Origin of the sequence: Bradyrhizobium sp. SEMIA, from assembly GCF_014844175.1 — a bacterium.
Lineage (GTDB): Bacteria > Pseudomonadota > Alphaproteobacteria > Rhizobiales > Xanthobacteraceae > Bradyrhizobium > Bradyrhizobium arachidis.
Map to the genome: position 1 here is coordinate 8,755,562 of NZ_CP046601.1, position 19,284 is coordinate 8,774,845.

19 protein-coding genes and 2 pseudogenes are annotated in these 19,284 nt (G+C 65.4%); 17 read left to right on the forward strand and 4 right to left on the reverse strand.

The genetic code is table 11. The features are described from left to right. Nucleotides 1-90 precede the first annotated feature (90 nt). From FOM02_RS41925 to FOM02_RS41960, 8 genes are all read left to right on the forward strand, one after another. The gene (locus tag FOM02_RS41925) at nt 91-945 is read left to right on the forward strand and encodes an adenylate kinase (protein ID WP_027564396.1); all 855 of its coding nucleotides are present in this window, start codon (nt 91-93) and stop codon (nt 943-945) included. A gap of 187 nt (nt 946-1,132) precedes the next feature. Further along, nucleotides 1,133-1,501, forward strand: a complete 369-nt coding sequence (gene rpsM, locus FOM02_RS41930) for a 30S ribosomal protein S13 (RefSeq protein WP_027564395.1) — start codon at nt 1,133-1,135, stop codon at nt 1,499-1,501. A gap of 128 nt (nt 1,502-1,629) precedes the next feature. Continuing rightward, on the forward strand, nt 1,630-2,019 hold the full coding sequence (gene rpsK, locus FOM02_RS41935; RefSeq protein WP_007603045.1) for a 30S ribosomal protein S11: 390 nt from the start codon (nt 1,630-1,632) through the stop codon (nt 2,017-2,019). A 112-nt stretch (nt 2,020-2,131) separates the two neighbouring features. Next, the gene (locus tag FOM02_RS41940; protein ID WP_035729592.1) at nt 2,132-3,163 is read left to right on the forward strand and encodes a DNA-directed RNA polymerase subunit alpha; all 1,032 of its coding nucleotides are present in this window, start codon (nt 2,132-2,134) and stop codon (nt 3,161-3,163) included. Between the two features lie 145 nt (nt 3,164-3,308). Beyond that, complete coding sequence (gene rplQ / locus FOM02_RS41945) at nt 3,309-3,725, forward strand: 50S ribosomal protein L17 (RefSeq protein ID WP_025036979.1); 417 nt, start codon at nt 3,309-3,311, stop codon at nt 3,723-3,725. A gap of 120 nt (nt 3,726-3,845) precedes the next feature. Continuing rightward, on the forward strand, nt 3,846-4,682 hold the full coding sequence (locus FOM02_RS41950; protein WP_028146250.1) for a c-type cytochrome: 837 nt from the start codon (nt 3,846-3,848) through the stop codon (nt 4,680-4,682). 155 nt (nt 4,683-4,837) lie between these two features. Continuing rightward, entirely contained in the window at nt 4,838-5,626 is a 789-nt protein-coding gene (locus FOM02_RS41955; protein ID WP_027564392.1) for an SDR family NAD(P)-dependent oxidoreductase, read from the forward strand. A gap of 9 nt (nt 5,627-5,635) precedes the next feature. Beyond that, on the forward strand, nt 5,636-5,929 hold the full coding sequence (locus FOM02_RS41960) for a DUF1330 domain-containing protein (RefSeq protein ID WP_027564391.1): 294 nt from the start codon (nt 5,636-5,638) through the stop codon (nt 5,927-5,929). 105 nt (nt 5,930-6,034) lie between these two features. Here the strand turns inward: FOM02_RS41960 and FOM02_RS41965 are convergent, their stop codons facing one another. Further along, nucleotides 6,035-7,048, reverse strand: coding sequence for a zinc-binding alcohol dehydrogenase family protein (locus FOM02_RS41965; RefSeq protein ID WP_027564390.1), 1,014 nt, complete (start codon nt 7,046-7,048; stop codon nt 6,035-6,037). Nucleotides 7,049-7,181: 133 nt separating this feature from the next. On the opposite strand from FOM02_RS41965, the gene FOM02_RS41970 reads away from it, so the two are divergent. Continuing rightward, the gene (locus FOM02_RS41970) at nt 7,182-7,559 is read left to right on the forward strand and encodes a winged helix-turn-helix transcriptional regulator (protein ID WP_027564389.1); all 378 of its coding nucleotides are present in this window, start codon (nt 7,182-7,184) and stop codon (nt 7,557-7,559) included. A 174-nt stretch (nt 7,560-7,733) separates the two neighbouring features. Here FOM02_RS41970 and FOM02_RS41975 read toward each other — a convergent pair whose 3' ends face one another. Next, a complete protein-coding gene (locus tag FOM02_RS41975) occupies nt 7,734-9,365 on the reverse strand; it encodes an OprO/OprP family phosphate-selective porin (protein WP_027564388.1) in 1,632 nt (543 codons plus the stop codon). A 312-nt stretch (nt 9,366-9,677) separates the two neighbouring features. Between FOM02_RS41975 and FOM02_RS41980 the strand changes: the two genes are divergently transcribed. The 3 genes and pseudogenes from FOM02_RS41980 to FOM02_RS41990 all read left to right on the forward strand — a co-directional run bounded on the left by FOM02_RS41980 (nt 9,678) and on the right by FOM02_RS41990 (nt 13,726). Continuing rightward, entirely contained in the window at nt 9,678-11,087 is a 1,410-nt protein-coding gene (locus tag FOM02_RS41980; protein ID WP_027564387.1) for a DegQ family serine endoprotease, read from the forward strand. After that, nucleotides 11,084-12,435, forward strand: a pseudogene (locus FOM02_RS41985) (replication-associated recombination protein A). The gene FOM02_RS41980 and the pseudogene FOM02_RS41985 overlap by 4 nt, the downstream one beginning before the upstream one ends. Nucleotides 12,436-12,487: 52 nt before the next feature. Next, on the forward strand, nt 12,488-13,726 hold the full coding sequence (locus tag FOM02_RS41990) for an RluA family pseudouridine synthase (protein ID WP_027564385.1): 1,239 nt from the start codon (nt 12,488-12,490) through the stop codon (nt 13,724-13,726). A 124-nt stretch (nt 13,727-13,850) separates the two neighbouring features. Here FOM02_RS41990 and FOM02_RS41995 read toward each other — a convergent pair whose 3' ends face one another. After that, the gene (locus FOM02_RS41995; protein WP_027564384.1) at nt 13,851-14,297 is read right to left on the reverse strand and encodes a hypothetical protein; all 447 of its coding nucleotides are present in this window, start codon (nt 14,295-14,297) and stop codon (nt 13,851-13,853) included. Nucleotides 14,298-14,385: 88 nt separating this feature from the next. Here FOM02_RS41995 and FOM02_RS42000 point away from each other — a divergent pair, with 88 nt between their 5' ends. The 5 genes and pseudogenes from FOM02_RS42000 (at nt 14,386) to FOM02_RS42020 (ending at nt 18,415) form a co-directional block, all read left to right on the forward strand. After that, complete coding sequence (locus tag FOM02_RS42000) at nt 14,386-15,180, forward strand: ATP12 family chaperone protein (protein WP_027564383.1); 795 nt, start codon at nt 14,386-14,388, stop codon at nt 15,178-15,180. A 54-nt stretch (nt 15,181-15,234) separates the two neighbouring features. Next, a pseudogene (locus FOM02_RS42005) lies at nt 15,235-16,538 on the forward strand (flagellar hook-length control protein FliK). Further along, nucleotides 16,535-16,798, forward strand: coding sequence for an EscU/YscU/HrcU family type III secretion system export apparatus switch protein (locus FOM02_RS42010; RefSeq protein ID WP_011088117.1), 264 nt, complete (start codon nt 16,535-16,537; stop codon nt 16,796-16,798). Before FOM02_RS42005 ends, FOM02_RS42010 begins: the two are co-directional and overlap by 4 nt. A gap of 75 nt (nt 16,799-16,873) precedes the next feature. Continuing rightward, nucleotides 16,874-17,692, forward strand: coding sequence for a class D beta-lactamase (gene blaOXA, locus FOM02_RS42015; RefSeq protein WP_035729596.1), 819 nt, complete (start codon nt 16,874-16,876; stop codon nt 17,690-17,692). 66 nt (nt 17,693-17,758) lie between these two features. Then, a complete protein-coding gene (locus tag FOM02_RS42020) occupies nt 17,759-18,415 on the forward strand; it encodes a carboxymuconolactone decarboxylase family protein (RefSeq protein ID WP_027564380.1) in 657 nt (218 codons plus the stop codon). 236 nt (nt 18,416-18,651) lie between these two features. On the opposite strand, the gene FOM02_RS42025 is transcribed toward FOM02_RS42020, so the two are convergent. Next, nucleotides 18,652-19,245 (reverse strand): hypothetical protein, encoded by a 594-nt coding sequence (locus tag FOM02_RS42025; RefSeq protein ID WP_027564379.1) that lies wholly within the window; start codon nt 19,243-19,245, stop codon nt 18,652-18,654. Nucleotides 19,246-19,284: the final 39 nt, after the last annotated feature.

Consider the following 19,284-nt stretch of genomic DNA (forward strand, 5'->3'; position numbering starts at 1 on the left):
GGTGCAGCGCCGATTATGGTTTGCACTGTTATCGAACTTTCAAACACGGGTGCGCGACGTATCGCTCACCAATCCGGGGGGCGTACGCCGATGAGAATTATACTTCTGGGACCGCCGGGGTCGGGCAAGGGGACCCAGGCGCAGCTCTTGGTGCAGCGCTATGGCATCGTCCAGCTCTCGACCGGCGAGATGCTGCGCGCGGCTGTGGCGGCTGGTACGCCGGTCGGGCTGAAGGCCAAGGAGATCATGGCCGGCGGCGGCCTCGTCCCCGACGACGTCGTGGTTGGAATCATCTCCGATCGCATCGACCAGCCGGATGCCAAGGGCGGCTTCATCCTCGACGGCTTCCCGCGCACCGTGCCGCAGGCCGAGGCGCTGGACGATCTCTTGAAGCACAAGCATCTCAAGCTCGACGCCGTGATCGAGCTCCGCGTCAACGAGAGCGCGCTGCTGAGCCGCGTCGAGACCCGCGTCGCCCAGATGCGGGAGCGCGGGGAGGAGGTCCGGGTCGACGACACCCCGGAGGTCCTGACCAAGCGCCTGGCCAGCTACCGCAGCCAGACCGAGCCGCTGATTCACTACTATTCCGAGCGGCGGAAGCTCTCGACCATCGACGGCATGATGGCCATCGACGAGGTCACCCGTGCCATCCACCGCCAGCTGCTGGCGCTTGGGGCGGTGGAACCCAAGACCCATGCCCGCAGCGCGGCCAAGGCGGGTCCGGCCAAGAAGGCCAAGGCAGCCAAGAAGGCGGCTAAAAAGCCGGCCAAAGCGGCTAAAAAGGCCGCCAAATCGGCCAAAACCGCCAAAAAGGCGGCCAAGAAGGCCGTGAAGGGCGCCAAGAAGACAGCCAAGAAAACGGTCAAAAAGACCACCAAAAAGGCCGTCAAAAAAGGTTCGAAGAAGGGACCAAAAAAGGTCACGAAAAAGCGAGCCAAGCGCTAGCAGCGGTTGACGAAAGCCCCTGGAATCCCCTAATAAGCCCCGCATCCAAGTCGGATAGTTTCAGACGATGCCGGGCCCCAGGAAGACCGGGGGTGGGCGTCGTGTTCGCGTTTGTGAACACCTGCCCGAGAAAGCAAGCACTTAAAGCCCGATCTCTGACGAGGGATCGGCAACAGGAGAGAAGGCCGTGGCCCGTATTGCCGGCGTGAACATTCCCACCAACAAGCGCGTGCTGATCGCGCTTCAGTACATCCATGGCATCGGCCCGAAGATCGCCGGTGACATCATCGAGAAGGTGAAGATCCCCTCGGATCGTCGCGTCAATCAGCTCAGCGACGCCGAAGTGCTCCAGATCCGCGAAGTGATCGACCGCGACTATCTCGTCGAGGGCGACCTACGTCGCGAGGTCGGCATCAACATCAAGCGCCTGATGGACCTCGGCTGCTATCGCGGCCTGCGTCATCGTCGCGGTCTGCCGGTGCGCGGTCAGCGGACCCACACCAATGCGCGTACGCGCAAGGGTCCGGCCAAGGCCATCGCCGGCAAGAAGAAGTAATTCGACGCGAATGGCGAATCGGGAGTGGCGAATGGATTCATTCGCTACTCGCCATTCGCCACTCGCATTTTCACAGGTGTAGCCGCTGGCATTACGGCGGCGTTTGAGATCTCCAGGAAAGGTCATCAATGGGCAAGGAAGCCACCCGCGTTCGCCGTCGTGAGCGCAAGAACATCGCCTCCGGCGTTGCGCATGTGAACTCGTCGTTCAACAACACGACCATCACCATCACCGACGCACAGGGCAACACGATTGCCTGGTCCTCCGCCGGCACGATGGGCTTCAAGGGCTCGCGCAAGTCGACCCCGTACGCCGCGCAGGTGGCCGCCGAGGACGTGTCCAAGAAGGCGCAGGAGCACGGCATGCGCACGCTGGAAGTCGAAGTCGCCGGTCCCGGTTCGGGCCGCGAGTCGGCGCTCCGTGCACTGCAGGCCGCGGGCTTCACCGTCACCTCGATCCGTGACGTGACCACCATCCCGCACAACGGTTGCCGTCCCCGCAAGCGTCGGCGCGTTTGATACCAAGTTGCGGGTGCATCGGCGCCCGCAATGACTTTTGTACGAAGCCGCGGGTGCAGCCTGCGGCCTTTCTCCAACGCCAGTGTCTGCAACGGCAGTTCGACTGGCCTGTATGGGTGAAACAGTGACGATCCAGAAAAATTGGCAAGAACTGATTCGGCCGAACAAGCTCCAGGTCACGCCCGGCAGTGACCCCACGCGTTTCGCGACCATCGTCGCCGAGCCGCTCGAGCGCGGCTTCGGCCAGACCCTCGGCAACGCGCTGCGCCGCATCCTGCTCTCCTCGCTCCAGGGCGCGGCGGTGCAGTCGGTGCACATCGACGGCGTGCTGCACGAGTTCTCCTCGATCGCTGGCGTCCGTGAGGACGTCACCGACATCGTGCTCAACATCAAGGACATCTCGATCAAGATGCAGGGCGAAGGCCCCAAGCGCATGGTCGTGAAGAAGCAGGGCCCGGGCGTCGTCACCGCCGGCGACATCCAGACCGTCGGCGACGTCACCGTTCTCAACCCGGACCTGCAGATCTGCACCCTCGACGAGGGCGCCGAGATCCGCATGGAGTTCACGGTCTCGACCGGCAAGGGCTACGTGCCCGCCGAGCGCAACCGTCCCGAGGACGCGCCGATCGGCCTGATCCCGGTCGACAGCCTGTACTCGCCGGTCCGCAAGGTCTCCTACAAGGTCGAGAACACCCGCGAGGGCCAGATCCTCGACTACGACAAGTTGACCATGACGATCGAGACCAACGGCGCGATCTCGCCGGATGACTCGGTGGCTTACGCCGCCCGCATCCTGCAGGATCAGCTCAACGTGTTCGTCAACTTCGAAGAGCCGCGCAAGGAAGTCGCCCAGGAGATCATCCCGGACCTCGCCTTCAACCCGGCCTTCCTCAAGAAGGTGGACGAGCTCGAGCTGTCGGTACGTTCGGCCAACTGCCTGAAGAACGACAACATCGTCTACATCGGCGACCTCGTGCAGAAGAGCGAAGCGGAAATGCTCCGCACCCCGAACTTCGGCCGCAAGTCGCTGAACGAGATCAAGGAAGTGCTGGCCCAGATGGGTCTGCACCTCGGCATGGAAGTGCCGGGCTGGCCGCCGGAGAACATCGACGAGCTGGCCAAGCGCTTCGAGGATCATTACTGATCGAATGGGGAGTGGCGAATGGCGAATAGTAATTCTATTCGCTACTCGCCATTCGCTATTCACCACCCAGGGCGAACGCAGGTAGCCCACCTGAGCAACATGTCCGACGAACCGTCGCGGCAGTTTTAACGTAAGGACTACACACATGCGTCACGGCAAGGTTCATCGGAAGCTCAATCGTACGGCCGAGCACCGCAAGGCGATGTTCGCCAACATGGCGGCCGCGCTGATCAAGCACGAGCAGATCGTCACCACGCTGCCCAAGGCCAAGGAGCTCCGTCCGATCGTCGAGAAGCTCGTCACTCTCGGCAAGAAGGGCGGCCTGTCGCTGCGCCGCCAGGCCATCTCCGAGCTGCGCGACGTCGACATGGTCAAGAAGCTCTTCGATACGCTCGCGACCCGCTACAAGGATCGCCAGGGCGGCTACACCCGCATCATCAAGGCCGGCTTCCGCTACGGCGACAACGCCGCGATGGCCGTGATCGAGTTCGTCGATCGCGACGTCGATGCCAAGGGCCAGGACTCCGGTCCGGTGCAGGAGAAGGAAGCCGAGGCGGCGTAAGCCGACCAGTATGGAAGTTTCAGAAAGCGGCGCCCCTGGGCGCCGCTTTTTTGTATGGCGCAGCAATTTCTCATGCTGTGCACGATGATTTTGCAGAATTGATTTCGTTTGGGGGATTCCATGAGAGCTGCGGTTTCAATTGCGCTCGCGCTGCTGATGGCGCCGGCCATGGGCGAGACGCTGACCGAGCGCGGCGCCTATCTCGTTGGTAGCGTCATGGTCTGCCACAACTGCCACACGCCGCGGGGTCCGCAAGGGCTTGATCTCTCTCGCGCGCTTTCCGGCGGCCAGACGTTCGACGAGCCCGCCTTCAAGGTCACCGGCTCCAACATCACGCCGGACAAGGACACCGGCATCGGCAATTGGACCGATGCCGAGCTGAAGCGGTTTCTCGTGAGCGGTATCAAGCCGAACGGAACCAAGGCCGCGCCGATCATGCCGACCGAGTTCTACACGGTGCTAACGGCCCGCGATCTCGACGCGCTCGCGGCGTACTTGCGCTCCGTGCCGCCGGTGCGCCACGAAACGCCGGCGCCGGAATACAGGATCGCCTTGAAGCCGGAAGTGCCGACCTATGCCGGCAGGCAGGCGAGCGAGGCCGAGCTCTCCGACAAGCTCGCGCGCGGCCGCTATCTCCTGACCATCGCCCATTGCCTCGAATGCCACACGCCGGAAGGCCCGTCCGCCGTGCACGATTTCACCGCGGCGAGCGGCAAGGGCGGTCGCACCTTTAGGGGTCCGTGGGGTGAATCCGTATCTCCCAACATCACCGCGGATCCCGCGACCGGTCTCGGCAACTGGAGCGACGACGAAATCAAACGTGCGATTACGCAAGGCATCGCGCGTGACGGTCGCAAGCTCAAGCCGCCGATGGCGTATGCTGCCTATGCCAGCATGACGCCACAGGATCTCGATGCCATCGTCGCGTTTGTCAGGACGCTGCCGCCGAAGAAATAGGTGCCGTTGGGGGGCAAAGGCGCGCGCTCGACGCGCGCCGTGCACACCAATCGGCGCTTGCTGTTGTGGCGATCGATCCTCACGCGTCGGTGAGGGATGATTGCATCCGTCTGTGCTGCGCACGATATCCGCACCAACCGCAATGGAGACGACGCATGAAGATCGACTTGTCCGGAAAGACCGCCCTCGTGACTGGCTCGACCGCCGGCATCGGCCACGCCATCGCAAAGGGCCTTGCTGCGTCCGGCGCCAGCGTAGTGATCAACGGCCGTGGTCAGGACAAGGTCGATGCGGCCGTGCGCAAGCTCGAAGGGACCGGCGCCAAGGTGCGCGGCATCGCCGCCGACGTCTCGACCGCTGCGGGCTGCAAGGCGCTGGTCGCGGCGCTTCCCGAGGTCGACATCCTCATCAACAATGCCGGCATCTTCGAGCCGAAGGATTTCTTCGACATTCCGGACGAGGACTGGAACCGCTTCTTCGAGGTCAACGTCATGAGCGGTGTGCGGCTGTCGCGCGCCTACATGAAGGGCATGCTCAAGCGCAACTGGGGCCGCGTCGTCTTCATCTCCTCGGAATCCGGGCTCAACATTCCCGTCGAGATGATCCATTACGGCATGACCAAGACGGCCCAGCTCTCGGTCGCGCGCGGCCTTGCGCAGCTCACCCGCGGCACCGGCGTCACCGTCAATTCCGTGCTGCCCGGGCCGACCATGTCGGAGGGTGTCGAGACTTTCGTGAAGGACCTCGCCAGGCAGAACGGTCAGTCGGTGGACGAGGCCGCCGCCAACTTCGTCAAGCAGCATCGCCCGAGCTCGCTGATCCAGCGCTTTGCCAGCGTCGATGAGATCGCCAATATGGTGGTCTACGTCGCCTCGAAGGAAGCGTCCGCGACCAACGGCGCCGCGCTGCGCGCGGAAGGCGGTATCGTCAATACGATCGCGTAAGAGCTGCCTATGACTGCTTACGTGATCTCCGAAGTCGAGATGCGCGATCTCGACGGATTCGAAGCCTATCGCTCGCTCGCCGCAAAGACGATCGCGCAGTACGGCGGACGTTATCTCGTTCGCGGCGGCAAGGCCGAGCTTGCGGAAGGCAATCTTCCGCCGAAGGCTATCGTCATCGTCGAATTCGCCTCGATGGCGAGGCTGAAGGAGTGGTACGCCTCGCCGGAATATGCCGAGGCGCTGAAGATCCGCGCCGGTGCACTGGAGCGGCGGCTGCTGTTCGTCGAGGGCGTGGCGCCGTAACGGCATTCGTCATGGCCGGGCTTGTCCGGCCATCCACGTGTCGCCCAAGGCGACAACGTCCGTGGATGCCCGGGACAAGCCCGGGCATGACGGGGTATGCGGCGTCTACCACCCCTCCAGCACGATCTTGCCGCGCGACTTGCCGCTCTCGAGCAGCGCGTGCGCGCGCTTGAGGTTGGTCGCATTGATCGTGCCAAAGGTCTGGTCGAGCGTGGTGCGGAGCACGCCCTTGTCGATGAGGTCGGCGACGTCGTTCAGCAGATGATGCTGCGCGATCATGTCTGATGTCTGGAACGAGGATCGCGTGAACATCGATTCCCAGTGCACCGAGATCGCCTTGCCCTTGAACGTGCTCATGGTGAACTCCGGCGGATCGTCGATCAGGCCGAACCGGCCCTGCGGCGCCATGAACTCGACAATGCTCTTGTAGTGCTGGTCGGTATAGGTGAGGCTCGCCACCAACGCGACCGGCGGCAGCTTGAGCTTCTCGATCTGCTCCTTCATCGGCTTGCCGTGATCGATCACCGCATGGGCGCCGAGGTCGAGGCACCATTTTTGCGACTCCGGGCGCGTCGCGGTCGCGAGCACCGTGAGGCCGGTGAGGCGGCGCGCTAGCTGGATCAGGATCGAGCCGACGCCGCCGGCGCCGCCCGTGATCAGCAGCGTGCGCGGATCGACGCTCTTGCCGGGTACCGCGCCGAGGCGGTCGAACAGCAATTCCCAGGCGGTGATGGAGGTGAGGGGAAGGGCGGCGGCCTGCGCGAACGACAGGCTCTTCGGCTTGTTGCCAACGATGCGCTCGTCGACCAGATGGAATTCGGCATTGGTGCCCTGGCGCAGGATCGAGCCGGCGTAGAACACTTCGTCACCCGGCTTGAACAGAGAGACCTCGGGCCCGACGGCATCGACTACGCCGGCCGCGTCGTAACCCAAGATCTTCGTCTCGCCCTCGGGCGGGGCGGCGCGCTTGCGCACCTTGTAATCGACCGGATTGGCCGAGATCGCCTTCACGGCGACGCGGATGTCGCGTCCCTTGGGCTCCGGCTTTGCGGTCTCGAAATCGATCAGTGAATCCGCGTCCTCGATCGGAAGCGACTTTTTGTAGCCGACGGCCTTCATGGCTTGTCTCCATCAGTTGGCGCCCAGCCTGTGACGTGCGCCCGGCTTGCTAACTGTCCCGCTGGCCTCCATTTGGCAAGTACTGTAAATTCAGGGATATAGTCCCTGTTTGGATACTATTGGGAAAACACGCATGAAACGGCGCGATTTTGCCCGCCGGCCGGGCTGCTCGGTCGAGGCGACGCTGGACCTGATCGACGGCAAGTGGAAGGGCGTGATCCTCTATCACCTGCAAAGCGGCACCCAGCGCTTCGGCGAACTGCGCCGCCGGATGCCCGGCATCACGCAGCGCATGCTGACCAAGCAGCTTCGCGCGCTGGAGGAGGACAAGCTCGTCATCCGCAAGGTCTATGCCGAGGTGCCGCCGCGCGTGGAGTACTGCCTCTCCGAGCTAGGCGAGAGCCTCAAGCCGGTGATCGATATTTTGAAGGCGTGGGGCGAGAGCCACCAGCAGCGGCTGTCCTGCGCGCCGCCGCCGGTGGTCGTGAAGAAGCCGAAGCGGGCGGCGTGATTTTGCTGCGAAGTTGTTGCCGCACCCTCGGTGTCGTCCCCGCGAAGGCGGGGACCCATAACCGCAAGAAGAAGTTTTGGCGCGAGCCGGCAGCTCCGAGTCCTCGCCAAACTCCAGCTTGTGGCTATGGGTCCCGGGTTCGCGCTGGTGCGCGCCCCGGGACGACAGCGAGCCTCAGAACGCAAACTGCGTGCGCAACGCGACCGCGTCGAACTTCGAGCCCGTGTCCGCCGCCGACACCGCCGAGGCCTGCTTCGACACCGTGCCGTGCAGGTAGTCGAGCATGAAGCGCACATTGCCGTTGACGTACCAGTTGAGCGCCAGCGTGTAGACGGTTTGCCGCCCGCCGGCGATGCCCGCAGCGGTCGCGAGCTGATCGTTCAGATCCACGGTTGAGTATCGACCGGCGATCTCCCAGGCACCCCAGCCGCCGCCGCTGAGCGAGAACGGATTGTTCGGCTTGACGCCGCCATAGGCCGCGTTGCCCGGATTGTACTTGCGGCTTTCACCGGTCAGGACATAGGCCGCCTGCGCGTAGCCGCCCTGGAATTTCAGGCTCGACGTACCGATCGGTGGCACGGCGGTGTTGGCATCGCGATCGATGTTGAACCAGTAGTATTCGCCCTGGACCCAGAGCGGTCCGTAGGTGGCTGCGGCTTCCACGCCATAGACCTGTGCGCCCGACACATTCGCAATCGCTCCGGTCGAGATCAGCGTCGTGGGATCGATGCGCAGCTCGGGACGATCGCTGAGCGTGAGCGTTTGCGTGTTCGCGACCAGATTGCGCGGCGGCTGGATCAGCCACTGGGCGTCGGCGCCGAGATGCACCGAGTAGTCGTTGCCGCTCACGACCTGGCCTGCAACGCGGGCGGTTGCGCCGTATTGCTCGCTGGTGCCGGGAGGTGAAACGCTCGAGGCCGAGTGAATGGCACCCGTGGTCGGGCCGGTCACGTAGGCGCCGGCGTAGAACACGTCGTTGTACCAGCGGGCACCGGCGGCAGAACGGAAATCGCCGGCGGCGATGTTCTGCGCGATGATGCCGACCGAAGCGCGCTCCATGAAGGCGATGTCGTTGGAGCTCGTGGACTCATCCATGGTCCAGGCGATATCCATGATGCCGGCTTCGATCGCCATCTTGCCGCCGAACGGCTTCAGTCCCGTGTAGCTCACAAACGCGTTTTCGATGCCGGATGTGCCGCCGCCGGGCAGGAAGCCGACGGGGGTCGCGCCGGCGGCTCCCGTGCCGCCAAATCCGTCCGACGAGCCGCCGAAGTCGTAGATCAGCGCGAAATTCCAGTCTTCGAGGAATTTGCCGACGACACCGATACGCGCGCGACGCACGTTTTCGCCGCTGTCGAGCTTTTGCGGCACAGTTGCCGCCGTGTTGGGGCGGAAGTCGTAGCCGCCGACGTCCCAATGCACGCGGCTCGTGATGGCGACGCAGTTCGCCCCGTCGGCAGTGCAGATGGTCGGCCGGTTGTTCGGCATCGTCACCACGACACCGGACGCAGGCGGCGGGGTCTTGAGCGGGATCGCCGCATTGGCATTGGCGACGACCGCCTTCGCCTCCGAGCGTGCCTCGGCCTTCGCTTCGGCTTTCGCCTCGGCCTTCGCTTTCGCCGTGGCCGCGGTGTTCGCCGCGGTCTGGCTCTGGAGCTTGTCGAGCTTCTGCTCCAGCATCTTCAACTGCTGCTTCAGCAGCGCGATCTCCTGTTCGCTGCTGCTGGCCGATTGGGCCTGGGCCTGCGAGGCCGCCAGCGCGCCGGCGAAACCAATCGCCGCGGCTGCAATTCTTGTCCTGCTCACGTCATCACTCCATCGGTTGACGAACTTCCCCAAGTCGCAGGCGAGAGCCTAGGAATGGTCGATGACTGCCCCGCGACGGCGCGCCTCGGTTGCGCGGGTTCCCACTGATGTAATTTCGTCGCAACCGAATCCGCCACCGGGTAGCATGCTGGATGATGCGCATCATGCCAATCCACCACCCCAGGCGGATTGTCATTTCGCACGCCGTGCTTGCAGGCCGGACACACCTGAGGAGGGCGCAATATTGCCCCAGCGCCCTTCTATTGCCCGGCGAACGCGCCTATATTCCGTCGTCTTTTCCGAGAGGTAGGAATGTTTCGATCGATCCGTCCCGCAGCTATCATCACGGCGTTGTGCATAGCGTTTTCAGCCCACTTCAATCCGGCCGCCGCACAGGACCGCCGCGTTCCGTCCTCGCAGGCCGAGCTACGGCTGTCCTATGCGCCGATCGTGCAGCGGGTGCAGCCGGCGGTCGTCAACGTCTATGCCGCCAAGGTGGTGCAGAACCGCAATCCGCTGCTCGATGACCCGATCTTCCGCCGCTTCTTCGGCGTGCCGGGCCAGCAGCAGGAGCAGGTGCAGCGCTCGCTCGGCTCGGGCGTCATCGTCGATGCGGCCGGGCTCGTCGTCACCAACGTCCACGTCATCGAAGGCGCCGACCAGGTCAAGGTGTCGCTGTCGGACAAGCGCGAGTTCGAGGCCGAGATCGTGCTGAAGGATTCCCGCAGCGATCTCGCCGTGCTGCGCCTGAAGGACACCAAGGAGAAGTTTCCCGCGCTCGAACTCACCAATTCGGACGAGCTGATGGTCGGCGACGTCGTGATGGCGATCGGCAACCCCTTCGGCGTCGGCCAGACCGTGACCCACGGCATCATCTCGGCGCTGGCGCGCACGCAGGTCGGCATCACCGACTACCAGTTCTTCATCCAGACCGATGCGGCGATCAACCCCGGCAATTCCGGCGGCGCGCTGGTCGACATGAACGGCCGGCTCGCCGGCATCAATACCGCGATCTATTCGCGCTCCGGCGGCTCGCAGGGCATCGGCTTTGCGATCCCGTCCAACATGGTGCGCGTCGTCGTCGCCTCCGCCAAGAGCGGCGGCAAGGCGGTGAAGCGGCCGTGGCTGGGCGCCAAGCTTCAGGCGGTGACGCCCGAGATCGCCGAGAGCCTCGGCCTGCGCTCGCCGACCGGCGCGCTGGTCGCAAGCGTCGTCGCGAGCGGCCCCGCGGCGAAGGCCGGTTTGAAATCCTCGGACCTCATCACCGGGATCGACGGCCAGACCGTGGACGATCCCAACGCCTTCGACTACCGTTTCGCCACCCGTCCGCTCGGCGGCACCGCGCAGATCGACGTGCAGCGCGGCGGCAAGCCGCTCAAGCTGACGGTGGCGCTGGAGACCGCGCCCGACTCCGGCCGCAACGAGCTCGTCATCACCGCGCGTTCGCCGTTCCAGGGCGCCAAGGTCTCGACTATCACCCCGGCGGTGGCCGACGAGCTGCATCTGGACGCCGACACCGAAGGCGTCGTGGTCACCGATCTCGGCGGCGACAGCGCGGCTGCGAGTGTCGGCTTCCAGAAGGGCGACATTATCCTGGCGGTCAACAACCAGAAGATCAGCAAGACCGGCGACCTCGAAAAGGCCGCAGGCGAGCGGCCGCGGATCTGGCGCATCACGGTGGTGCGCGGCGGCCAGCAGATCAACGTCACGCTGGGCGGATGAGTCCGAAGCGACCACAGGAGACGCCGACCCTCTTTGCCGCGGCGGGGCTCGACCACGAGGCGCCGCATCCGCTGCCGGACCGGCTGCGCCCGCGTGCGCTGTCGGAGGTCGTCGGCCAGGATCACATCCTCGGGCCCGACGGCGCGCTGACGCGCATGCTGGAGACGCGCACGCTGGGCTCGCTGGTGTTCTGGGGCCCGCCCGGCACCGGTAAGACCACGGTGGCGCGGCTGCTCGCGGACGCCACCGATCTGCATTTCGAGCAGATCTCCGCGGTGTTCTCCGGCGTCGCCGACCTCAAGAAGGCGTTCGACGCCGCGCGGGCCCGCCGCGAGATGGGCAAGGGCACGCTGCTGTTCGTCGACGAGGTGCACAGATTCAATCGCGCCCAGCAGGACTCGTTTCTGCCCGTGATGGAGGACGGTACGGTGGTGATGGTCGGCGCCACCACCGAGAACCCGTCCTTCGAGCTCAACGCGGCGCTGTTGTCCCGCGCGCGCGTGCTGGTGTTTCGCTCGCTCGATGCCGCCGCGATCGAGAAGCTGTTCGCGCATGCCGAGGCGGTCGAGGGCAGGAAGCTGCCGCTCGATGCCGAGGCGAGGGCGGTGCTGGTGCGGCGGTGCTGGTGCGCATGGCCGACGGCGACGGCCGCGCCTCGCTGACGCTCGCCGAAGAGGTCTGGCGTTCGGCGCGGGCGGACGAGATCTTCAATGCCGCGCAGTTGCAGGACATCCTGCAGCGCCGCGCGCCGATCTACGACAAGTCCGCCGACGGCCATTACAACCTGATCTCGGCGCTGCATAAATCGGTGCGCGGCTCCGATCCCGACGCCGCGCTGTATTATCTCGCGCGCATGCTGGACGCCGGCGAGGACCCGCTGTTCCTGGCCCGCCGCGTGGTGCGCATGGCGGTGGAGGACATCGGCTTGGCCGACCCGCAGGCGCTGGTCATCGCCAATGCCGCCAAGGACGCTTTCGACTTCCTCGGCCATCCCGAAGGCGAGCTCGCGATCGCGCAGGCCGTCGTCTATCTCGCCACCGCGCCGAAATCGAACGCGGTCTACACCGCCTTCGGCACGGCGATGCAGGTTGCAAAACAGGCTGGCTCGCTGCTGCCGCCAAAGCACATCCTCAATTCCCCGACCAAGCTGATGAAATCGGAAGGCTACGGCGCAGCTTACGAATACGACCACGACGCCCCCGACGCCTTCTCCGGTCAGGATTACTTCCCGGAGGCCCTCGGCCGGCAGACCTTCTACGACCCGCCCGAGCGCGGCTTCGAGCGCGAGATCAGGAAGCGGCTGGATTACTGGGCCAAGCTGCGCAAGGAGCGGGGCGGCTCGCGCTAGAGGTGGCCATTTCGTCGTGACGGAAGGCCGCTTTTAGGGTACGCAGGCAAGCATGAGCCGCCGCATCAAGAGAATGAATCCAAAGCCCCGTTCGCGTGACGAGCGCGAGGACTCACGTCCGCATCAGGCGCGCGGCGCGAAGAAGGCCGGGCCGCGGCCGGGCGGTAAGCCCGGCAGCAAGCCGCCGCGCTTTGCCGGAGAGCGTCCCGAGCGGCGTGGCCCCGAGCGTGCCGAGCGGCGTCCGCCAAAAGCTGCGCCGGAAAGGCCTGCGCCCGAAAAGCCCGTCGAGGCGCTGCTGCCGACCAAGGTGCAGACCGTCACCGTGACGGCTGACGAGAACAACATGCGCGTCGATCGTTTCCTCGAAGCGCGCTTTCCCGGCCTGTCGTTCTCCCACATCCAGCGCGTCGTCCGCAAAGGCGAGCTGCGCGTCGACGGCAAGCGCGTCGACAGCAAGGACCGCCTGGAGGAGGGCCAGAGCGTCCGCATTCCGCCGCTGAAGCTCGACGCGCCGAAGGTCGTCGGCGAGCTCTCCGAGGCCGCGCAGAAGACGCTCAAGGCGCTGAAGGAGATGACGATCTATGAGGACGACGACGTCCTTGTCCTGAACAAGCCCGCCGGCCTTGCCGTGCAGGGCGGCTCGGGCATGACGCGGCACATCGACCAGATGCTGGAGGTGATGCGCGATTCGAAGGGCCAGAAGCCGCGCCTCGTGCACCGCATCGACCGCGAGACGTCGGGCTGCCTCCTGATCGCCAAGACGCGCTTTGCCGCCTCGCATCTGACCGGCGCGTTTCGCTCGCGGTCGGCACGAAAGGTCTACTGGGCGCTGGTGCCGGGCCTGCCGAAGCCGAAGCAGGGCCGCATCTCGACCTTCCTCGCCAAGGAGGAGGGTGAGGACGACACCATCATGCGCATCGCCCAGCATGGCGATGAGGGCGCCAGCCACGCCGTGACGTATTACGCGGTGGTTGAGACCGCCGGCAACAAGCTGACCTGGGTGTCGCTGAAGCCGGTGACGGGACGCACCCATCAGCTGCGCGCCCATATGGAGCATATCGGCCACCCCATCGTCGGCGATCCCAAATATTTCAACATCGAGAACTGGCAGCTGCCGGGCGGCCTGCAAAACCGGCTGCATCTCTTGGCACGCCGTATCGTCATCCCGCATCCGCGCGGCGGCGTGATCGACGCCACCGCGCCGCTGCCGCCGCACATGCAGCAGTCGTGGAATCTGCTCGGGCTGGATGCGAGCCGGTTCGATCCGATCGAGAACGCGCCGGAGGAGTAGGGGCGCTCTCCGGTGTCGTCGCCCGGCTTGACCGGGCGACCCAGTATTCCAGAGACAGTCATTGTTGAATCGAGACGCCGCGGCGTACTGGATGCCCCGCCTTCGCGGGGCATGACGGCGGGGCTCAATTCCGAAACTGCTCCAGAAACATCCGCAAGCTGTCATGCGGGCTTTCGACATCCGTGATCAGCCAGCCCTCGGGACCGTTGACCAGGATGAAGTTCAGCGTCACCGGCCGGCCGCGATTGTCGAAATTCGCCGCGACATAGGTCTTGTCGTATTGCCTGCGGATGATAGCGATCGCGACCGGACCGAGCTTCCAGCTTTGGCTCTGCACCAGGAAGTCATAGGGCTCCGCCCGCGGCGCGCTCCAGGCCTTGCGCAGGGGAGGATCGAAGAACTGCCGGGCAGTGGCGGCATCGCGCGGCAGGCCTTTGGACAGCTCCGGCGCGCCCTGGCCGTAATGGGCATAGACGTTGCGGACCAGCGATTCCGGGGTGCGAAAGCCGGCCTCCGCCGCGGCCAGCCAAAGCGCGGCGAACAGGGCCACGATGCCCGCAAGTTCCCTCATGCCTGCCGCTCGCTTTATCGGCTGCAAGTACTGGCCTAAACGCTTATCTTAAAAGCCTAGCATCCAGCGACCGGGACCGAAAACTCACATGCGCGAATTGTTCGAAGAAGCAGCAAGCCAGCCCCCGCCGGATCCGCGGGACTCGGCGCGTGCCTCCGCGCGCACGCCGTTGCGCAAGCGCTTCTACAAGGAGACCGGCGTCACCGAGGCCGAGGGCGGTTTTGCCATCACGCTCGACGGCAAGCCGATCCGCACGCCGTCCGGCCGCCAGGTGGTGATCCCCTCGCGATCGCTGGCCGATGCCGTGGCCGGCGAATGGGCGGCCCAGGGCGAGGCGATCGATCCCGTGACCATGCCGCTGACCCGGATCGCCAACAGCGTGGTCGAGGGCGTCGTCGACCGCGTCGAGCTCGTCAGCGACGACCTCGCAAAATACTTCGAGTCCGATTTGCTGTTCTATCGCGCCGGCCACCCGGAAGGGCTGGTCGCCCGCGAGGCCGCGCATTGGGATCCCGTGCTGTTCTGGGCCTCGGAAACGCTGGGCGCGCATTTCATCCTGTCCGAGGGCATCATGCATGTGAAGCAGCCGGACGAGGCGCTGAAGGCGGCCCGCGATGCGCTGCCAAGCGATCCCTGGTCGGTCGCAGCCCTCCATGTGGTGACGACCCTGACCGGCTCAGCGCTGCTGGCGCTGGCGCTGGCCCATGGCGCGCGCGATGCCGGCCAGGTCTGGGCCGCTGCCCATGTCGACGAGGACTGGAATATCGATCAGTGGGGCGTGGACGAGGAGGCGGCCGCCCGCCGCGCTACCCGCCTCAGGGATTTCGAGGCCGCCGTGGCGGTTCTGACCGCCTTGAAGCGGCCAGCGGCCACAGGTCCTTAACGAGAGGTTTACGACGGGGCCCTAGGGTGGGAGGCGCATTCCCTGGGCCCCAAAATGCCGACACCGATAAGCTCGATCGTACCGGTCAGTGCCGCCAGCCCTGTGGCTGATGCGGCGACGCCCGATCTCGTGCTTCAGGCCGGTAGCGTCGTCGACGCCAAAGTCGTCAGCGTGCTCGCCGACAATCTGGTGCGGATCGCGATCGCCAACCTTTCGATGGACGTGATGTCCGAGGTGTCGCTGACACCGGGGCAAAACCTCCAGCTCGCGGTGTCGCAGAACGACGGCACCATCCGTCTTGCCGTCATGAACGGGGCAGGCGAGGCGAGCGCCGATCAGATCACGCTGACGCCGGCTGCGGCCTCGCGGGTGGACAGCCCGTCGCTGGCGCCGTCCACGACCGCGGCACGCAATACGCTCACGCCGTTGGAGCAGGTCGCCGTCACCGCCGCTTCGGCCGAAGCGGTCACAAAACAGGGCAGCCAGGCGCCGCTGTTCGCCAATCTCGCCTCCGTCGTCACCGGCAGCGATCTGCCTGTCGGCCTGAAGCAGGCGGTGCTCGACGTGCTGGCGCAGCAGACGCCGCTCAACACCGCCCTCGACGGCGGCGATATCGAATCCGCGTTCCAGAAGTCCGGGCTGTTTCTCGAAGCTTCGCTCGCCGCTGGTACAACGCCGTCGTCAGGCAATGTGCCGGACCTGAAGGCCGCGCTGCTGGTGTTGCGCCAGACGCTGCGAAATGATAGGCGAGCAGGCGCGTCCTGCCCTCCGCCAGTATGTTGAGCACACCGCCGCCGCCGTTCCGCGGTGCGCTGCCGGCAGCGCAGGCGGTCGCTTCGCCGTCGCTCGCGCCTGACACGCCGCTTTCCGCAACAGTGCATCGCCTGCTCGACGACACCGATGCCGCGATCGCGCGGCAGACATTGCTGCAGGTCGCTTCGCTTCCCGACCGCACCGATGCATCCGGCCATCGCATCGACCCGACCGTGCCGCAGTGGAATTTCGAGATCCCGTTTGCGACGCCGCAGGGCACCGCGATGGCGCAGTTCGAGATCTCGCGCGACGGCGGCAATGAGTCCGCCGATCCCGCCAAGCGCGCCTGGCGCGCGCGCTTCACGCTCAACGTCGAGCCGGCCGGTCCCGTGCACGCGCTGATCACGCTGAACGGCGACAAGACCTTCGTGCGGATGTGGGCGGAGCGGCCGGCGACCGCGCAGCAGCTCCGCGCCGGCGTCAGTGAGCTCAACCAGGCCTTGATGCGGGCCGAGCTCAAGCCCGGCGACATCCTGGTCCGCGACGGCACGCCGCCGCAGCCCGCACCGGCCCGCGCCGGCCATTTCCTGGATCGCGCCACATGAGCGATCCATCCAAGCTCGCAATCGCGCTGCATTACGAGAAGGGCTCTGGCGCGCCCGTCGTCGTTGCCAAGGGCAAGGGCACGATCGGCGAAAAGATCGTCGAGATCGCGAAAGCCAACGACATCCCGATCGAGGAGAACGAAATCCTCGCGGGCGCGCTCTCCAAGGTCGAGCTCGGCGAGGAGATCCCGCCCGACCTCTACAAGGCCGTCGCCGAAGTGCTGGTGTTCGTGCTGCGGCTGTCGGGGCGGGGGCGCTAGGAACAACCTGTCATCGTTTCACCACGTAGCGGCGGCATGGTCGCGCCTGTCTTCATTGCTTAACGGATACCGCCCTTGCTCTCCCGCCGTTCCACCCTCGGCCTTCTCGCCGCAGCCGCGATCCTGCCGCAGCGCGCATTCGCTCATGTCGCGCCACCGCGCAACGAGATCCGCGACAGCCTGGCAAAACGCTTCACCGATCTCGGCACGTCAGGCACCTTCGTCGGCTACAAGGTCGAGGACTATCTGATCGTCGCCAGCGACAAGGAACGTTCGGGCGAGGGGAAGTTGCCGGCCTCGACCTTCAAGATTCCGAACTCGCTGATCGCGCTCGAGACCGGCGTTGTCGCCGATCCGGACAAGGACGTCTTCCCGTGGGACGGCGTGAAGCGGCCGATCGAGGCCTGGAACAAGGACCACACGCTGCGCAGCGCGATCGCGGTGAGTGCGGTGCCGGTCTATCAGGAAATCGCGCGCCGGATCGGGCAGGAGCGGATGCAGAAATATGTCGACGAGTTCGACTACGGTAATCGCGACATCGGCGGCGGCATCGACCAGTTCTGGCTCACCGGCAATTTGCGCATCGATCCGATCGAGCAGATCGATTTCGTCGACCGGCTGCGCCGCCGCGCGCTGCCGATCTCAAAGCGCAGCCAGGATCTCGTCGCCGACATCCTGCCGGTGACGAAGGTCGGCGACAGCGTCATCCGCGCCAAGTCGGGCCTCCTGGGCGCCGAGCGCGGCGAGCCGTCGCTGGGCTGGATGGTCGGCTGGGCCGAAAAGGGCGACGCGCACACGGTGTTCGCGCTCAACATCGATTGCAAGGAGCTGCGCCACATCGAGGCCCGCATGAGCCTGACGCAAGCCTGCCTTGCCGAGATCGGCGCGATCTAGCGCTGTCGCGCCGGCGCCGCTCGACTAGCATCCTTTCGGCCAAGAAAGAAAACCGGGAGGATAACAATGAACTCAACGCCACTCTGGCTGTCGTCGCTCACGCTGGCCGCGGCCGGCGGCTGGCTCGCTGCCACGACGTTTACCGCACCCGCCACCAGCAAGGAGCCGCGCTTTCCGCAGCTCACCATGGACCAGCTCGACCCCAAGCAGAAGCCGCTCGGCGAGCAGATCATGAAGGTGTCGAGCGTCGGCATCGGCGGGCCCTACAATCCGATGATCCGCAGCCCCGTGCTTGGCCAGCGCCTGTTCGACCTGTTCTACTATCTGCGCTGGGAGACCTCGGTCCCGACCAAGCTCAACGAGTTCGCGATCCTGATCATCGGACGGCAATGGCGCTCGCAGGTGGAATGGTTCGCGCACGCGCCGCTCGCCGCGAAGGCGGGTTTGTCGCCCGACATCATCGCGGAGCTGAAGGCCAACAAGCGGCCGTCGAAGATGGCCGAGGACGAGGCTGTGGTCTACGACTTCGTCACCGAGATCACCACGACCAAGAAGGTCACCGACGAGACCTATGCGCGGGCGAAGAAGATCTTTAGCGATCAGCAGATCGTCGACCTCACCGCGGTCTCAGGCAATTACGTGATGGTGGCGATGCTGCTGGCGATGGCGGAGGAAACGGTGCCGCCGGACAAGCAGGAGCCGTTCAGGCCGGGTGAGCCGTAAGAGGCGCGAGAACCCGCGACAAAATTGCGATGCCGTAGGGTGGGCAAAGGCGCATCGCGCCGTGCCCACCATCTCTCTATGTGCTACCGCGATTGGTGGGCACGCTCCGCTTTGCCCACCCTACGGCATCGGTGCAAGCCGAGCTGCTTCCGCACCTAACCCAGCTTGAACAGCGCCTGCAAAACCGTGTTGACGCCGAGTAGGCCGCTGTCCCGGGTATGACGGCTCCAAATGTTTCAGGCCTTGTCGGTCTTCTTCGCCGTCAGCGCCTGGTCGATGGCAAAGCCGCCGATCTCGCTCATCGCCTGCGAGATCACGTCGCCGCGCCTGGCAAAGCCGCTGGAGAGATAGTCGAACTGGGTCCGCGCCAGCCGCAGCACCTCGATCGGCACCGAGACGACGGTGTCGTTGAAACTGTCGACCGAGGCGCGCAAGCTCTCCAGCTCGGCAGTGAGCTTGCGGATGTGGCTCTCCGCATCCTGCATCAGGCCGAGCAGCTTGACGCGCTCGGCATTGAAGGCGGTGCGCTCGGCGGCAGCCGCCGCGGTCACCTCGACAAGCTGCGCGCGCATCGCCTCGATCTGGCCGACCATGGAGTCGGAGGCGAGCTCGGCGGCCTCGCGCAGCTCGACATGGCGCGTGTTCTCTTCTTGCGTCTCGTGATAGAGCCGCTCGGCCGACATCGCCCGCTGCGCCAGCGACTCGATCAGCGCGGCCGCACGCAGCAGCATGGCGCCGTTCCGGCCCGACACCATGCTGGCCATGCGCCGCAGGAAATCGACGGTTTCGGACGATGAGTTCGGCGGCAGTGGGACGACCGTCGCGGACATGGGGGATGCCAGGGCGTAATGACCGCCGCCGTACCGACT

Coding starts and splice junctions, on each gene's coding strand:
- FOM02_RS41925 (WP_027564396.1), top strand. CDS start 91: ATGAGAATTATACTTCTGGGACCGCCGGGGTCGGGCAAGGGGACCCAG.
- rpsK (WP_007603045.1), top strand. CDS start 1,630: ATGGGCAAGGAAGCCACCCGCGTTCGCCGTCGTGAGCGCAAGAACATC.
- FOM02_RS41940 (WP_035729592.1), top strand. CDS start 2,132: ATGGGTGAAACAGTGACGATCCAGAAAAATTGGCAAGAACTGATTCGG.
- rplQ (WP_025036979.1), top strand. CDS start 3,309: ATGCGTCACGGCAAGGTTCATCGGAAGCTCAATCGTACGGCCGAGCAC.
- FOM02_RS41950 (WP_028146250.1), top strand. CDS start 3,846: ATGAGAGCTGCGGTTTCAATTGCGCTCGCGCTGCTGATGGCGCCGGCC.
- FOM02_RS41955 (WP_027564392.1), top strand. CDS start 4,838: ATGAAGATCGACTTGTCCGGAAAGACCGCCCTCGTGACTGGCTCGACC.
- FOM02_RS41960 (WP_027564391.1), top strand. CDS start 5,636: ATGACTGCTTACGTGATCTCCGAAGTCGAGATGCGCGATCTCGACGGA.
- FOM02_RS41965 (WP_027564390.1), bottom strand. CDS start 7,048: ATGAAGGCCGTCGGCTACAAAAAGTCGCTTCCGATCGAGGACGCGGAT.
- FOM02_RS41970 (WP_027564389.1), top strand. CDS start 7,182: ATGAAACGGCGCGATTTTGCCCGCCGGCCGGGCTGCTCGGTCGAGGCG.
- FOM02_RS41980 (WP_027564387.1), top strand. CDS start 9,678: ATGTTTCGATCGATCCGTCCCGCAGCTATCATCACGGCGTTGTGCATA.
- FOM02_RS41990 (WP_027564385.1), top strand. CDS start 12,488: ATGAGCCGCCGCATCAAGAGAATGAATCCAAAGCCCCGTTCGCGTGAC.
- FOM02_RS41995 (WP_027564384.1), bottom strand. CDS start 14,297: ATGAGGGAACTTGCGGGCATCGTGGCCCTGTTCGCCGCGCTTTGGCTG.
- FOM02_RS42000 (WP_027564383.1), top strand. CDS start 14,386: ATGCGCGAATTGTTCGAAGAAGCAGCAAGCCAGCCCCCGCCGGATCCG.
- FOM02_RS42010 (WP_011088117.1), top strand. CDS start 16,535: ATGAGCGATCCATCCAAGCTCGCAATCGCGCTGCATTACGAGAAGGGC.
- FOM02_RS42020 (WP_027564380.1), top strand. CDS start 17,759: ATGAACTCAACGCCACTCTGGCTGTCGTCGCTCACGCTGGCCGCGGCC.
- FOM02_RS42025 (WP_027564379.1), bottom strand. CDS start 19,245: ATGTCCGCGACGGTCGTCCCACTGCCGCCGAACTCATCGTCCGAAACC.